14 protein-coding genes are annotated in these 14,531 nt (G+C 70.3%); 6 read left to right on the forward strand and 8 right to left on the reverse strand.

Annotation, left to right across the window (positions count from 1 at the left end):
* Positions 1-7: 7 nt before the first annotated feature.
* Complete coding sequence (locus OHU89_RS32615; protein ID WP_405648240.1) at positions 8-595, reverse strand: DUF1003 domain-containing protein; 588 nt, start codon at positions 593-595, stop codon at positions 8-10.
* Positions 585-1,865: a magnesium transporter MgtE N-terminal domain-containing protein gene (locus tag OHU89_RS32620; RefSeq protein WP_405648242.1), complete on the reverse strand. Its 1,281-nt coding sequence runs from the start codon at positions 1,863-1,865 to the stop codon at positions 585-587. Before OHU89_RS32620 ends, OHU89_RS32615 begins: the two co-directional genes overlap by 11 nt.
* A 175-nt stretch (positions 1,866-2,040) precedes the next feature.
* Here OHU89_RS32620 and OHU89_RS32625 point away from each other — a divergent pair, with 175 nt between their 5' ends.
* Positions 2,041-2,796 carry a hypothetical protein gene (locus tag OHU89_RS32625; protein ID WP_405648244.1) on the forward strand — a complete coding sequence of 252 codons (756 nt, stop codon included), beginning with the start codon at positions 2,041-2,043 and terminating at the stop codon, positions 2,794-2,796.
* On the opposite strand, the gene OHU89_RS32630 is transcribed toward OHU89_RS32625, so the two are convergent.
* Positions 2,797-3,309: a hypothetical protein gene (locus tag OHU89_RS32630; RefSeq protein WP_405648246.1), complete on the reverse strand. Its 513-nt coding sequence runs from the start codon at positions 3,307-3,309 to the stop codon at positions 2,797-2,799. It abuts the gene before it with no gap.
* A 37-nt stretch (positions 3,310-3,346) separates the two neighbouring features.
* Positions 3,347-4,465, reverse strand: coding sequence for a magnesium and cobalt transport protein CorA (locus tag OHU89_RS32635; protein ID WP_046263536.1), 1,119 nt, complete (start codon positions 4,463-4,465; stop codon positions 3,347-3,349).
* Between the two features lie 478 nt (positions 4,466-4,943).
* Between OHU89_RS32635 and OHU89_RS32640 the strand changes: the two genes are divergently transcribed.
* Positions 4,944-5,528: a suppressor of fused domain protein gene (locus tag OHU89_RS32640; protein ID WP_405648248.1), complete on the forward strand. Its 585-nt coding sequence runs from the start codon at positions 4,944-4,946 to the stop codon at positions 5,526-5,528.
* 30 nt (positions 5,529-5,558) lie between these two features.
* Here the strand turns inward: OHU89_RS32640 and OHU89_RS32645 are convergent, their stop codons facing one another.
* Positions 5,559-6,782 carry an MFS transporter gene (locus OHU89_RS32645; protein WP_405648251.1) on the reverse strand — a complete coding sequence of 408 codons (1,224 nt, stop codon included), beginning with the start codon at positions 6,780-6,782 and terminating at the stop codon, positions 5,559-5,561.
* Positions 6,783-6,955: 173 nt separating this feature from the next.
* On the opposite strand from OHU89_RS32645, the gene OHU89_RS32650 reads away from it, so the two are divergent.
* The 3 genes from OHU89_RS32650 (at position 6,956) to OHU89_RS32660 (ending at position 9,305) form a co-directional block, all read left to right on the forward strand.
* Positions 6,956-7,597, forward strand: a complete 642-nt coding sequence (locus OHU89_RS32650; protein ID WP_266888370.1) for a DUF6758 family protein — start codon at positions 6,956-6,958, stop codon at positions 7,595-7,597.
* Between the two features lie 191 nt (positions 7,598-7,788).
* Positions 7,789-8,646 carry a PHP domain-containing protein gene (locus OHU89_RS32655; RefSeq protein ID WP_405648253.1) on the forward strand — a complete coding sequence of 286 codons (858 nt, stop codon included), beginning with the start codon at positions 7,789-7,791 and terminating at the stop codon, positions 8,644-8,646.
* A 53-nt stretch (positions 8,647-8,699) separates the two neighbouring features.
* Positions 8,700-9,305 (forward strand): MarC family protein, encoded by a 606-nt coding sequence (locus tag OHU89_RS32660; RefSeq protein ID WP_266888366.1) that lies wholly within the window; start codon positions 8,700-8,702, stop codon positions 9,303-9,305.
* An 82-nt stretch (positions 9,306-9,387) separates the two neighbouring features.
* Here OHU89_RS32660 and OHU89_RS32665 read toward each other — a convergent pair whose 3' ends face one another.
* Complete coding sequence (locus OHU89_RS32665) at positions 9,388-9,540, reverse strand: hypothetical protein (RefSeq protein ID WP_095046964.1); 153 nt, start codon at positions 9,538-9,540, stop codon at positions 9,388-9,390.
* Positions 9,541-9,746: 206 nt separating this feature from the next.
* Between OHU89_RS32665 and OHU89_RS32670 the strand changes: the two genes are divergently transcribed.
* Entirely contained in the window at positions 9,747-10,640 is an 894-nt protein-coding gene (locus OHU89_RS32670; protein ID WP_405648257.1) for an NYN domain-containing protein, read from the forward strand.
* Between the two features lie 19 nt (positions 10,641-10,659).
* On the opposite strand, the gene OHU89_RS32675 is transcribed toward OHU89_RS32670, so the two are convergent.
* Both OHU89_RS32675 and OHU89_RS32680 read right to left on the reverse strand, forming a co-directional pair.
* Entirely contained in the window at positions 10,660-11,544 is an 885-nt protein-coding gene (locus OHU89_RS32675; protein ID WP_405648258.1) for an alpha/beta fold hydrolase, read from the reverse strand.
* 279 nt (positions 11,545-11,823) lie between these two features.
* Positions 11,824-14,397: a DEAD/DEAH box helicase gene (locus tag OHU89_RS32680; protein ID WP_405648260.1), complete on the reverse strand. Its 2,574-nt coding sequence runs from the start codon at positions 14,395-14,397 to the stop codon at positions 11,824-11,826.
* Positions 14,398-14,531 lie beyond the last annotated feature (134 nt).

Below are 14,531 nucleotides of genomic sequence, written 5' to 3' on the forward strand. Positions count from 1 at the left end.
ATGCCCGTCAGCGGTCTTCTACGTCACGTCCCGCAGACCGTTCTGCCGGGAATACGACGTGCCCGTCCCGTCGCTCCTCCATTTCCTTCACCAGGTCCTGCAGCTCGGAGCGGATCCAGTCCCGGGTGGCGACCTCGCCGAGGCCGATCCGCAGGGCGGCGATCTCGCGGGTCAGGTACTCGGTGTCCGCGATCGACCGCTCGTTCGACTTGCGGTCCTGTTCGAGGTTGACCCGGTCGCGGTCGTCCTGCCGGTTCTGCGCGAGCAGGATCAGCGGGGCCGCGTAGGAGGCCTGCAGGGACAGCATCAGGGTCAGGAAGATGAAGGGATAGTTGTCGAACTTCAGGTCGCCGGGCGCGAAGATGTTCCACAGCACCCACACGATGATGACGATCGTCATCCAGACGATGAACCGCCCGGTGCCCAGGAACCGCGCGATGCGCTCCGAAAGCCGTCCGAAGGCCTCCGGGTCCCACTCGGGCAGCAGGCGCCGCCGGGGCGGCCGGGGCTGGTCCAGACGGGCACGCGGGCGCGTGGCGGCGGTGGCGCCCGCCGGGGTGCGCTCTCGGGCCGACGTCTCACGCTCAGGAGCCATGCGGAGTCACCTCGTCCTCGAGGTGGAACTCGGTCTCCCGCCAGTCCTCCGGCAGCATGTGGTCCAGCACGTCGTCCACGGTCACCGCGCCCAGCAGTGACCCGGAATCGTCCACCACGGGCGCCGCCACCATGTCGTACGTCGCGAAGAACCCGGCGACGACCGGCAGCGCCGCGTCCGGGTCCAGGGGCTGGAGGTCGTCGTCGATGATCGCGCTGACCAGGGTGTACGGCGGGTCCCGCAGCAGGCGCTGGAAGTGCACCGTGCCGAGGTACTTGCCGGTCGGCGTCTCGTCGGGCGGACGGCAGACGTAGACCTGGGCGGCGAGGGCGGGCGACAGGTCGGCGTTGCGGACCCGGGCGAGGGCGTCGGCGACGGTGGCGTCCGGCCGCAGGACGATCGGCTCGGTCGTCATCAGACCGCCGGCCGTGTGCTCCTCGTAGGACATCAGGCGCCGCATGTCGGCCGCGTCGGCGGGCTCCATCAGGCTCAGCAGCCGCTCCTGGTCCTCCTCGGGGAGCTCGGAGAGCAGGTCGGCCGCGTCGTCCGGGTCCATGGCCTCCAGGACGTCCGCGGCCCGCTCCTCCTTGAGCTTGCCGAGGATCTCGATCTGGTCGTCCTCGGGGAGCTCTTCGAGGACGTCGGCCAGCCGGTCGTCGTCGAGGGCCGCGGCGACCTCCGCGCGGCGCTTGGGGGAGAGGTGGTGCAGGACGTTCGCCAGGTCGGCGGGGCGGAGCTGCTCGAAGGTGGCGAGGAGGCTCTCGGCGCCCTGTCCGTGCTCCTCCAGGGAGAAGCCGGTGACGGCGGACCACTCGACGGTCAGCGTCTCGCCCTTGCGGCGGAAGGCGCCGCCCTTGCCGCCCTTGCGCACGAAGACACGGTCGATCTCCCAGTCCCGGCGGGCCGGCAGCTGCTGCACGGACACGTCGAGGACGGTGACCTCTTCCTTGGCCTCGACGAGCGTCACGCGCCGGTCCAGGAGCTCGCCGAAGACCAGGCGCTCGGTGGGCCGCTGCTCGAAGCGGCGGACGTTGAGCACCCCGGTGGTGATGACCTGGCCGGACTCGATGCTGGTCACGCGGGTCATGGGCAGGAAGATACGGCGCCGGGTCGACAGCTCGACGACGAGGCCGAGCACCCTCGGTGGTCTCCGTCCGACGCGCAGCATGACGACCAGGTCGCGCACCCGGCCCACCTGGTCGCCGTTCGGATCGAAGACGGCGACTCCGGCGAGGTGCGAGACGAAGATCCTGGGGACACCCCCTGCCATGCCTGCGCCTCCTATTCACGCCAATTGCCCGCTGGGATGGGCTTCAGGCTAGCCCGTCCCGATGCGGTACGCCCTGGTGGGGCGGTCCGGACGGACTGGCTCCGTTGGGCCCGCGGGGCCCCGGTACTCTGCGGTACGCCTCCGATGGACCCTCGTCAGAAAGGCAGCCCCACCTGTGACTGCGATTCCCCAGGGCCGCACCCGCCGGACCGGACTGCTGGGCGCGATGTGCGCCCTGGTCGTGACGGGAACGGGCCTGACAGGGTGCGGTGGTGACGACCCCGACGCGGGCACCAACGGGGTCGGCAAGCTGCCGGCCGCCCAGATCCAGACGAAGACCAAGGCGGCCGCCGAATCCGCCGACTCGGTACGTCTCTCAGGGAACGTGGTCACCAGCGGGCGCACTTACAAACTCGACATGCGTCTCAAGTCCGACGGAGGCTCGGGCTCGGTCACCTCCGAAGGCGCGACTTTCCGGCTGCTGCGGATCGGCGAGCAGCTCTACCTCAAGGCCGACGCGGACTTCTGGGGACAGCAGGACGGCAAGGACGACTCCGGCACCGACACGGCGGCCGCCGACAAACTCGACGACAAGTTCGTGAAGGTGCCGCAGGGAGACCCCTCGTACAAGAAGTTCAGCGGCTTCACCGACAAGGACGTCCTCCTGGCGGGCCTGCTGACCCTCCACGGCGAGCTGTCCACCGACGGCCACCACGAACAGTCCGGCACCCGCACCATCCGCATCACCGGCGACGACGGCTCCGGCGGCAAGCTGGACGTCTCCCTGGAGGGCGAGCCGTATCCGCTCCGCCTGGAGCGCGCGGGCGGCGCGGGCACGCTGACCTTCTCGGGCTGGGGCAAGTCCTTCAGCCTGAAGGAGCCGGCGGAGGACGAGACGGTGGACTACGGCAAGCAGCTGCCGACGTCCTGACTACTTCCGCTTGCGCCGCTTCAGCAGCAGCTTCGGAAGCCCCGCGGGGATCGGCTGACGGGTCGTGGCCGTCGTGGGAACCGGCGCCTCGGCCAGATCCCCGTCGGGCAACGGCAGCGTCGACCCCGTCGGCTCGAGCCGCAGCACCCGGCACTCGCGCGCCCAGCGCCCCGTCATCGCCTCGCCGTCGGGCGCGTTGAGCCGCTTGCCCTTGAGCTCGGCGACGGCCGCGTCCCAGACCTCGGACCCGGCGGTCAGCTCGACGACCTTCGCCGTCCAGGAGACCAGCCGTCCGCCCTTGTCCTTGCTGCGGACGGTCACCTCGGCCTCGGTCCCGTCGGTGAGGCCTGGCAGCGGCTGCTCGCCCGGCCCGTCGCCGACCAGACACACCGCACCCTCGTGCCACACGTGCCAGAGCGCCTGGGCCGGACCCTCGGGACCCCTGACCCAGACGAGGCCGGACTTCTTCGTGGCCTCCTCGACGAGGGCCTGGTCGAGCAGCTCGCTTGTCATGCGCCCAGCCTATCCAGGCGGGGTCACCGGGGCCGGGTCACAGCCAGCCGTTGCGCTTCAGGGTGCGGTGGATGCCGAGGCAGATGACACCGGTGATCATCATGATCACGGGGTAGCCGTACCGCCAGTGCAGCTCGGGCATGTGCTCGAAGTTCATGCCGTACACACCACACACCATCGTCGGTACGGCGATGATGGCCGCCCACGAGGTGATCTTGCGCATGTCCTCGTTCTGCGCGACGGACGCCTGCGCGAGGTTGGCCTGGAGGATCGAGTTGAGCAGCTCGTCGAAGCCGATGACCTGCTCCTGGACCCGGGCGAGGTGGTCGGCGACGTCCCGGAAGTACTTCTGGATGTCGGGGTCGATGAGCCGCATCGGGCGCTCGCTCAGCAGCTGCATGGGGCGCAGGAGCGGCGAGACGGCCCGCTTGAACTCCAGGACCTCGCGCTTGAGTTGGTAGATCCGGCCGGCGTCCGTGCCGCGCGGCGAGCCCTTGCGCCCCGGCGAGAACACCTCCGTCTCGACCTCGTCGATGTCGTCCTGCACCGCGTCGGCGACCGCGATGTACCCGTCGACGACATGGTCGGCGATCGCGTGCAGCACCGCCGAAGGGCCCTTGGCGAGCAGCTCGGGGTCGTCCTGGAGGCGGTGGCGCAGGGCCCGGAGCGAACCCTGTCCGCCGTGCCGGACGGTGATGAAGAAGTCCCGTCCGGTGAAGCACATGACCTCGCCGGTCTCGACGATCTCGCTGTTGGCGGTGAGCTCGTCGTGCTCGACGTAGTGGATGGTCTTGAAGACGGTGAACAGGGAGTCGTCGTAGCGCTCCAGCTTGGGCCGCTGGTGTGCCTGCACCGCGTCCTCCACGGCCAGCGGGTGCAGCCCGAACTCGCTTGCGATACCGGAGAATTCGGCCTCGGTCGGCTCGTGCAGCCCGATCCACACGAAGCCCCCGTCGCGGCGCACCTGACGCATCGCCTCGTGCGGGGTCAGGGCCTTCGGCATCTGGACGCGGGCCCCGTCGCGGTAGACGGCGCAGTCGACGACGGCCGAGGGCGTGCCGGGGTCACGCGTGGTGTCGTAATCGGTGCTGCTGCTCTTGCGCAGCGAGACGCGGGAGGGTCGGACCACGGCACGCAGGTCGCGGATCATCGACATGGCGGGCTCCTTCGCGACAGGCAACGAAAAGCCGCTTCAACGGATGGAACTGCCCGGAATGAGGACGTCCTGACTGCGGATGTTTGGCACGTCCACAAAGCGGGGAGCACCGCACCATTGCGGTAGCGGGTTTCGCTGCTGATACAGATCAAACAGATCAGGCAAAACGAGACGAAGTGCTCTTCCGACGATGAAGACGCGAGCGTGAGAGGCGGCGATCGGCCGAAGGCGGATCAGCTACATCAGTGGCCGGAAGAGCGAGTGGTACTACCAGGTCGACTTCGATCCATGACAGCCCCACCTCCTCCGGTCGGTCCCTCGTAAGGGACGATCCATTCCCCGTAGGGGGAGTCTCACGGCGTCGGGACTCGATAGCGACGCTTCTGCGTGCTGCCCCGAACCACCGGCAAAGAGTATCAGCCGACTGAATAGTCAAGGCGCTGCTTTGCCCGGTACTGACGAGTTCTATGCTCGCGGCATGGCTGATGTTCTTCCCTTGGTCGAGGCCCGGTTGCGTACCGCGCTGGGCGAACCGGACGCGCGCGCCGCGGTCACCTTCCTCGGCACGGACCGCGTCGAGGTGCTGCGTTTCCAGGAGGGCGACATCGTCCGCTACGCCACGCTCGGCATGTCGGCGCAACCGATGGGTGATCCCACCGCGATGCTCGCCGACCCGGTCAAGGGGCCGCGCGCCGAGCTGGTCCTCTCGGTCCGCGCCGGTCTCTCCGAAACCGACAAGGTGCTCCGGCCGCTCGCCGTACTTGCCGCGTCCCCGCAGGTCGAGGGTGTGATCGTGGCCCCCGGCGCCTCCCTCGACGTCGGCGAACCCCTGTGGCCCGGCGCCCCGTTCACCTCGGTCCTGGTGGCCGAACCCGGTGGCCTGGTCGAGGACCTGGAGCTCGACGAGCCCATGGACCCGGTCCAGTTCCTGCCGCTGCTGCCCATGACCCCGAACGAGGCGGCCTGGAAGCGCGTCCACGGTGCTCAGGCCCTCCAGGAGCGCTGGCTGACGAACGGGACGGACCTCCGGGATCCGTCCCGCAAGTCCGTCCCGCTGGCGTGACTGATGTCACCAACCGGTGGCTGAAAAGCGTCAGTTGGCGAAGACGGCCACGCTGTCCTCTGTGGCGTGCTTCGACTCCAGTTCTTCCGCTTCATGAGTGAGCGCGTTCCGTCGTACGACGACCACGAGCGCGCCCAGGACGGCGGTCACCGCCGCCACCACGAACGGGATGTGGATGTCGGTCCACTCCTCGATCTTCGGCGCGAAGTAGGGCGCGGCGGCGGCCGCGAACCAGCGCACGAAGTTGTAGCCGGCGCTCGCCACCGGGCGCGGCGCGTCCGACACGCCGAGCGCCAGCTCCGTGTAGACGGTGTTGTTCACGCCGATGAACGCGCCGGAGAGGATCGTGCAGACGATCGCGGTGGTGTGGCTGCCGTAGCCGAGGGCGAGTACGTCGACGGCGAGCAGGACGAGCGAGCCGCCTAGCACCTTCAGCGAACCGAACCGCCGCTGCAGACGCGGTGCCCCGAGCACCGAGAACACGGCGAGCAGCACGCCCCAGGCGAAGAACACGGCACCCGACTTGTACGGGGTCATGTCCAGCACGAACGGCGTGAAGGCCAGCACGGTGAAGAACGTGTAGTTGTAGAAGAAGGCCGAGGCGGCGACGGAGGCGAGGCCGCCGTGGCCCAGTGCCTTGATGGGGTCGAGCACCGAGGTCTTGCGGGCCGGCTTGGGCTGTTCCTTCAGGAACACCGTGATGCACAGGAAGCCGACCGCCATCAGGAAGGCCGTGCCGAAGAACGGGTAGCGCCAGTTGGCGTCGCCGAGCAGCGCGCCCAGCAGCGGGCCGCATGCCATGCCCAGGCCGAGCGCCGACTCGTACAGCAGGATGGCCGCGGCGCTCCCGCCCGCCGCCGCGCCGACGATGACGGCGAGGGCCGTCGAGACGAAGAGGGCGTTGCCGAGGCCCCAGCCCGCGCGGAAGCCGACGAGTTCGGCGACCGAGTTCGAGGTGCCCGCGAGGCCGGCGAAGACGACCACGAACGCGAGGCCGAGCAGCAGGGTCTTGCGGCCGCCGATGCGGCTGGAGACGAAGCCGGTGACCAGCATCGCGACGGCGGTGATGAGGAAGTACGAGGTGAAGAGCAGGGAGACCTGGCTGGCGGTGGCGTCGAGGCCCTGGGCGATGGACGGGAGGATCGGGTCGACCAGTCCGATGCCCATGAAGGCGACGACGGAGGCACCGGCCGTGGCCCAGACCGCCTTGGGCTGTCGCAGGAGGCTGCCCGCTCCCGCGTCGAAGGCGTCCATGGTTTCTCCAATTCCGGCGAGGAGATGGTTGGTATATGCACATAGTAAGTTAGGGCAGCTAATTAATGCAAGCTACATCTAGTGCCCCCTGGTGGGGCGATCCCGGAGGCGGTTCCGCCCGGACGGGTGATCGTCCTTGACGTGGGGGAGCAGGGGTAGGACCGTGGGGCCCTATGAGGGGCGAACCCAGTTGCCCGAAGTGTGGTGGCCGGGTCAGGGCTCCCGGTCTCTTCGCCGACACCTGGCAGTGCGATGTGCACGGGACCGTGCATCCGCTGCAGCCGGTGATCCCGCCCAGCGTCGAGGCTCTCGACGTCGTGGTGCACCGCACACAGGTACCGGTCTGGATGCCGTGGCCACTGCCGGTCGGCTGGCTGTTCACAGGTGTGGGCTGCGCGGGCGACGATCGCAGCGGGGGTCGTGCGACGGCGGTGGCGTGCACGGGGCCGGGTCCGCTGGGCGGTATCGGGGAGCTGATCCTTGTCGCCGAGGAGCTCGGTGTGGGTCTCGGTGCGCGGTACGCCGGGATCGACGGGCCGGATCCGGGGCCGTACATGAACGTTGAGAAGCCGCCGCAGGCGAAGGTGCTGGCCGCCGGGCGGCCTACGCCGCTGTGGCATGTCTCCGGGGCGCCGGATGATCGTGCGGTCTTCGCGGGCGAGGCTCGCGGACTGTGGCTGTGGGCCGTGGTGTGGCCCGAGCAGTCGGGGCTGCTGATGTACGACGAGCTGGTGCTGACGGATCTGCGGGACGCGGGTGCGGAGGTCGAGCTGGTGCCCTGCGGAGCGTTGTCGCCGCGCCTGCTTGAGCCGTAGCGCCTGCGGGGGTGGGGGGCTTCGGTGCGTTGGCGGCTGCGGGTTGTCTGTGGCTTTTCGCGCAGTTCCCCGCGCCCCTGGGTGAGCCTGTGTAAAGGTCGCTCACAGGTTTCGGGTGTGACAGGGGCCCTTGAAAATCTGGTTATCCTTGAGCGGTCCCTTGTGTCCCGTCAGTGTCTGGAGTTCGTGTCGTGCGTATTGATCTGCACACCCACTCCACGGCTTCCGACGGTACGGACACGCCTGCTGAGCTGGTGCGTAATGCCGCCGCTGCCGGGCTGGACGTTGTCGCGCTGACCGATCACGACACCACGCGTGGGTATGCCGAGGCGATCGCCGCGCTGCCGGAGGGGCTCACGCTCGTCACCGGGGCCGAGCTGTCCTGTCGTATCGACGGCGTGTCCATGCACATGCTGGCCTACCTCTTCGATCCCGAGGAGGCGGAGCTGCTCGCCGAGCGGGAACTGGTGCGGGACGACCGGGTGCCGCGGGCGCGGGGCATGGTCGTCAAGCTCAACGAGCTGGGTGTGCCCATCACTTGGGAACAGGTGATGCGGATCGCCGGGGACGGGTCCGTCGGGCGGCCGCATGTCGCCACCGCGCTCGTCGAGCTCGGGGTCGTACCGACCGTGAGTGACGCCTTCACCCAGGACTGGCTCGCCGACGGCGGCCGGGCCTTCGTGGAGAAGCACGAGACCGACCCCTTCGAGGCGATCCGGCTGGTCAAGGCCGCGGGCGGGGTCACCGTCTTCGCGCACCCGGGCGCCAGCAAGCGTGGGCATACGGTTCCGGAGTCCGCGATCGCCGAGATGGCCGCGGCCGGGCTCGACGGCATCGAGGTCGACCACATGGACCACGACGACGAGACACGGGTCGGGCTGCGCGGGCTCGCCGCCGAGCTGGGGCTGCTGGTCACCGGCTCCTCCGACTACCACGGCAGCCGCAAGACCGTCACGCTCGGCGAGTACCGGACCGACCCCGAGGTGTACGGCGAGATCACCCGGCGTGCCACCGGCGCGTTCCCGGTGCCGGGGACCGGCGGAGCCTGAGACTCGCTCTCACGTCCATCTGATCTCTTCCTTCCTCCTCGCAAGGCTCTCCTGTGTTCGACGCTGCCGTTTTCGGCTCCCTGTTCCTGACCCTGTTCGTCATCATGGATCCCCCCGGGATCACCCCGATCTTCCTGGCGCTGACCTCCGGCCGGCCCGCCAAGGTGCAGAAGCGGATGGCCTTCCAGGCCGTCTGTGTCGCCGGCGGTGTCATCACCGTCTTCGGGCTCCTCGGCCACCAGATCCTCGACTACCTGCATGTCTCCGTCCCCGCGCTGATGATCGCGGGCGGGCTGCTGCTCCTGCTGATCGCTCTCGACCTGCTGACCGGCAAGACCGACGAGCCCAAGCAGACCAAGGACGTCAATGTGGCGCTGGTGCCGCTGGGCATGCCGCTGCTCGCCGGGCCGGGCGCGATCGTGTCGGTCATCCTCGCCGTGCAGAAGGCCGACAGCGTCGCCACACAGGTGTCGGTGTGGATGGCGATCCTCGCCATCCATGTCGTGCTGTGGCTGGTGATGCGGTACTCGCTGCTGATCATCCGGGTCATCAAGGACGGCGGCGTGGTCCTGGTGACACGGCTCGCGGGCATGATGCTCTCCGCGATCGCCGTGCAGCAGATCATCAACGGCATCACGCAGGTGATCCAGGGGAGCTGATCCCCGTGGCCGGACAGCGCAGAGCCCCCGTACGACATCGTTGCCGTACGGGGGCTCTGAAGCCTGTGTTACTGCGTATGTGTTACGAGGCCGAGGCCTCGGCCGGGCGGATCCAGAGTCGCTGGCCTATCGAGGCGGCCTGCTGAACGATCCGATTGACGGAGGCGGCGTCCACAACGGTGCTGTCCACGGGCGTGCCGTCGACGTCGTCGAGTCGCATGATTTCGAAGCGCATGGGCTTCTCCCTTCGTCTGGTCATCCTCCTGCGGAGAATTACTGCGTACGTAGGTAGTCAACGGGGTGCGCGTTACAAACATTCCCTACGCTAAAGAAATTTTTCGAACGACTAACTACTGACCGGTAAGCGACTCTCCGCTCTCTCTTCGGAGACCGACCGGGACCGGTTGTGTTCGCAGCGTGACCGCCGGGACAATGGAGGCGATGAACGACGACCTCGCGGCACTCACCGCCCGCATCGACCACACCAACGAGCTGCTGACGCGCATGCTCGCCGAAGTGGCGAAGACGCCCTCGACCCATGCGATCTTCGTCGACGCGGGGTATCTGTACGCGGCCGCGGGCCGTCTGGTCGCCGGGACCGAGGACCGCCGGGCCTTCGACCTGGACGCCGAGGGGCTGATCGAGGCGCTCATCGACCGGGCCCGCACGATCTTCGCGGACAGCAGGCTGCTGCGGGTCTACTGGTACGACGGCGCCCGGCGCCGTATCCACACCTCGGAGCAGCAGACGATCGCCGAGCTTCCGGACGTCAAGGTGCGGCTGGGCAATCTCAACGCCAACAACCAGCAGAAGGGCGTCGACTCACTGATCAGGACCGATCTGGAGTCCCTCGCCCGGCACCGCGCGATCAGCGACGCGGCCCTGCTCGGCGGCGACGAGGACCTGGTCTCGGCGGTCGAGGCGGCCCAGGGGTACGGCGCCCGCGTCCATCTGTGGGGCATCGAGGCGCCCGAGGGCCGCAACCAGGCCGAGCCGCTGCTGTGGGAGGTCGACAGCCAGCGCGTCCTCGACCTCGACTTCTTCAAGCCGTACGTGTCACGGCGTACGTCCGCCGGCTACGAGACCTCGGTGAACCGGCCCGGCCGCGAGGACGTCCGCTTCGTGGGCGCCCAGATCGCGGCGAAGTGGCTGGCGGCGCGGGGGCGGGAGACGGTGGGGGAGCTGCTGCCGGGGCACCCTTATCTGCCGGGGTCGGTGGACCAGGATCTGCTGGTGGAGGCGGAAGGGCTGCTGCAGTACTCCCTGCGGGGACAGGCGGATCTGCGGCGGGCGCTGCGGGACGGGTTCTGGGAGCACCTGCAGGGGCAGTACTAGCGGTTCTTGGTGGCCCGGCCTACTGGGGCGACCGGGTGCTGTCCCAGAAGTCGGCGGCGGCGCGGGCCGTCTCCAGGGGGCGGTCCGTGTTGGGGGAGTGCTCGGCGCCGGGGATCACGGTCCTGCGGGCCCGCAGTCGGACGGCCATGTGGTCGAGCAGCGGCACCGGCCAGGTGTCGTCGTGCGAGCCGGACAGTACGTGGAACGGCAGCGGTACGGCGGCCAGTTCGGCCACCCGGTCCGGCTCGGCGCACAACTGGCGGCCGGTGGCGATGAGTTGGGCGGGCTTGGTGCCCATCCAGCGTCGGCGCAGGTCCTCCCGGTCGTCGAGCCCGGAGTCCAGCTCGCCTCCGGTGTCGGTCTCCTCCGGCGGTTCCATCGCCTGGATCGCGTCCCACACCGCCGCCATGCTCATCACCGTCAGCGCGTCCCGGAGCAGCTTCACGCGCTGCTGCTGGGAGCCGGAGATCTGGGCGGGGCCCGAGGACATGAGGGTGAGGGAGCGGAAGGGGCCGGGGTCCAGGAGGACGGCGGCCCGCGCGATCTGCCCGCCGAGCGAGTGCCCGACGAGATGCACGGGTCCGTCGAGGGCCGCGGCCTGCGCGAGCACGTCCTTCGCCAACTCGTCCTGCGCGTACGCCGATTCGTCGTCCGCCGGACCGTCGGACTCGAACTGTCCCCGTCCGTCCACCGCGACCGTCCGGTACCCGCGCGCCGCGAGCGGCACATGCAGCGGGTTGAAGTCCTCCTTGCTGCCGGTGAACCCGGGCAGCAGCAGAGCGGTTCCCCTGGGGGCGACGCCGTCCGTCACGGGCGCGTCGACGACAGCGAACTCACCGCGAGCGGTGCGCAGGGAGTGGGCGCGGGCGCCGGGGGGCGGGGCGAAGGTGGGGGGCCTGCTCATGCCCTGAGGCTATCCGGCGGGGCGGGTGGAGGGCGGCGGTGGCTATGTGAGGTGGGCCATGTGGGGCCCTGGCGGGGCGTGGCGGGTCGAGCGGCACGCCGCGGTGCATGTGAGGCGGGTTCGTGAGGCGGCGGTCTCGCTGCTTCGGGGCAGCGGCGGTCTCGCTGCTCCGGGGCGAGGGGCCATGTGGGTGTGTGAGCCGGGCACGCTCTTCACGAGGGGGCCGGAAACGCCGACGGCCCGGCCCACGTGAAGTGGGCCGGGCCGTCGGATGAGCGGTCAGCTCTCCGTGGACTCCGCGGCGGCCGTGACCTTACGGGTACGGCGGCGCGGCTTGGCCTCCGGCTCCTCGGCGGCCTGGGCCGGGATGTCGGCGGCCGTGGCCGTCTTCCGCGCGCGAGCCGGCTTGGCCTCGGTGGCGGCAGCCGTCTTGCGGGCGCGCGTCGGCTTGGCCTCGGTCGTCTCCGTGGCGGCGGCCGTCTTGCGGGTGCGACGCGGCTTGGCCTCGGTGACCTCCGGAGCCGCAGCGGCTTCGACGGTCTCGGCGACCTTGCGGGTGCGGCGGGTCCGGGGCTTGGCCTCGGTGGCCTCGGCGGTGTCGACCACTGCCTCGGCGGCCTCGGCGGCCTTGCGCGTACGGCGGCGCGGCGCGGCGGCGGGAGCCTCGGCCGCGTCGACCGCGGTCTCGGCGGCGGCGGCCGTCTTGCGCGTGCGGCGCGGCTTGGCCTCCGTGCCCTCGGCCGTGTCCACCGCGGTCTCCGCGGCGGCGGCCGTCTTGCGGGTGCGGCGCGGCTGGGTCTCCGGCTCCTCCGCTGCCTGCGCCGGGATCTCGGCGACAGTCGCGGCGGTCTCGGCGACCTTGCGGGTGCGGCGGGTCCGGGGCTTGGCCTCGGCGGCCTCGGCCGTGTCGACCACGGTCTCGGCGGCGGCCGTCTTCCGCGTGCGGCGCGGCTTGGTCTCCACGGCCTCGGCGGTGTCGACGGCGGCCTCGGGAGCGGCAGCGGCCTTGCGGGTGCGGCGCGGCTTGGCCTCCGTGCCCTCGGCCGTGTCCACCGCGGTCTCGGCGGCGGCAGCCGTCTTGCGCGTGCGGCGACGCGGCGCGGCGGCGGGGGCCTCGGCCTCCGCGACCTCGACGACGGCCGGCGTCTCGACGGCGACCGTCTCCGCGGCCTTGCGGGTCCGGCGGCGGGGCTTCGTCTCGGTGGCCTCGGCGGCGGGCGCCTCGGGCTCCTTGACCTCGGCGACGACCTCCGGGACCTCGACGACGGCCGGCGTCTCGACGGCGACCGTCTCCGACCTGCGGCTACGGCGACGGCGGGGCTTGGTCTCCGTGGCCTCGGCCGTGTCGACCGCGACCTCCGCGGCCTCGGACGTCGTGGCCGTGGCCGGCACCGACTCCAGCGAGGCGGCTCCGTTACGGGTGCGGCGACGGCGACGCGGGGTGCGGGACGCGGACGCGTCCTCGGTCACCGCGGTCTCCTCCGGCGCGGTCGTGCCCACCGGTGCGGCGGCCCCGTCCAGCGGTGTGCCATTGCGCGTACGACGGCGACGGCGCGGCGTACGGGCAGCCGGGCGCTCGCGGTCGGCGGAACGGGACTCGTCCCGGCCACCGCGGCCACCTCGGTCGCCCCGGTCACCGCGACCGCGGCCACCACGGCCACCGGTCTCGCCCAGGTCCTCGACCTCTTCCGCGGCGAGGCCCGCGCGGGTGCGCTCGGCACGCGGCAGGACACCCTTGGTGCCCGCGGGGATGTTCATCTCCTCGTAGAAGTGCGGGGAGGTGGAGTACGTCTCCGGCGGGTCGTTGAAGTTGAGCTCCAGCGCCTTGTTGATGAGCTGCCAGCGCGGGATGTCGTCCCAGTCGACGAGGGTGATCGCTATGCCCTTGGCACCCGCGCGGCCGGTACGGCCGATGCGGTGCAGGTACGTCTTCTCGTCCTCGGGGGACTGGTAGTTGATGACGTGCGTCACGCCCTCGACGTCGATACCGCGAGCGGCGACGTCGGTGCAGACGAGGACGTCCACCTTGCCGTTGCGGAAGGCCCGCAGTGCCTGCTCACGCGCGCCCTGGCCGAGGTCGCCGTGGACGGCGCCGGAGGCGAAGCCGCGCTGCTGGAGCTGGTCGGCGAGGTCGGCCGCCGTGCGCTTCGTACGGCAGAAGACCATGGCCAGTCCCCGGCCGTCGGACTGCAGTATGCGCGAGACCATCTCGGGCTTGTCCATGTTGTGCGCGCGGTAGACGAACTGCGCGGTGTTGCGCACCGTCTGGCCCTCGTCGTCCGGCGCGGTGGCGCGGATGTGCGTGGGCTGCGACATGTAGCGGCGCGCGAGACCGATGACCGCGCCCGGCATGGTCGCCGAGAACAGCATCGTCTGACGGCGGGCCGGCAGCAGGTTGATGATCTTCTCGACGTCGGGCAGGAAGCCCAGGTCGAGCATCTCGTCGGCCTCGTCGAGGACGAGTGCCTTGATGTGCTTGAGGCTGAGCTTCTTCTGGCCCGCGAGGTCCAGCAGTCGGCCCGGGGTGCCGACGATCACGTCGACGCCCTTCTTGAGGGCCTCGACCTGCGGCTCGTACGCCCGGCCGCCGTAGATGGCGAGAACGCGTACGTTACGGACCTTGCCCGCGGTCAGCAGGTCGTTGGTGACCTGCTGGCACAGCTCGCGCGTGGGGACGACGACGAGGGCCTGCGGGGCGTCGGTGAGGTCCTCGGGCTTCGCGCGGCCGGCCTCGACATCGGCGGGGACGGTGACGCGCTCGAGGAGCGGGAGGCCGAAGCCCAGCGTCTTGCCGGTGCCGGTCTTGGCCTGGCCGATGACGTCCGTGCCGGAAAGGGCGACGGGGAGCGTCATCTCCTGGATGGGGAAGGGGGTGATGATGCCGACGGCCTCGAGGGCCTCGGCGGTCTCGGGAAGGATTCCGAGATCTCTGAACGTCGTAGTCAGGGTTTTGCCTCTTCTGTGTGCGCGGTGCGAGGCGAGCTCGG

This window comes from Streptomyces sp. NBC_00019 (genome assembly GCF_045041015.1).
Classification (GTDB): Bacteria; Actinomycetota; Actinomycetes; order Streptomycetales; family Streptomycetaceae; genus Streptomyces.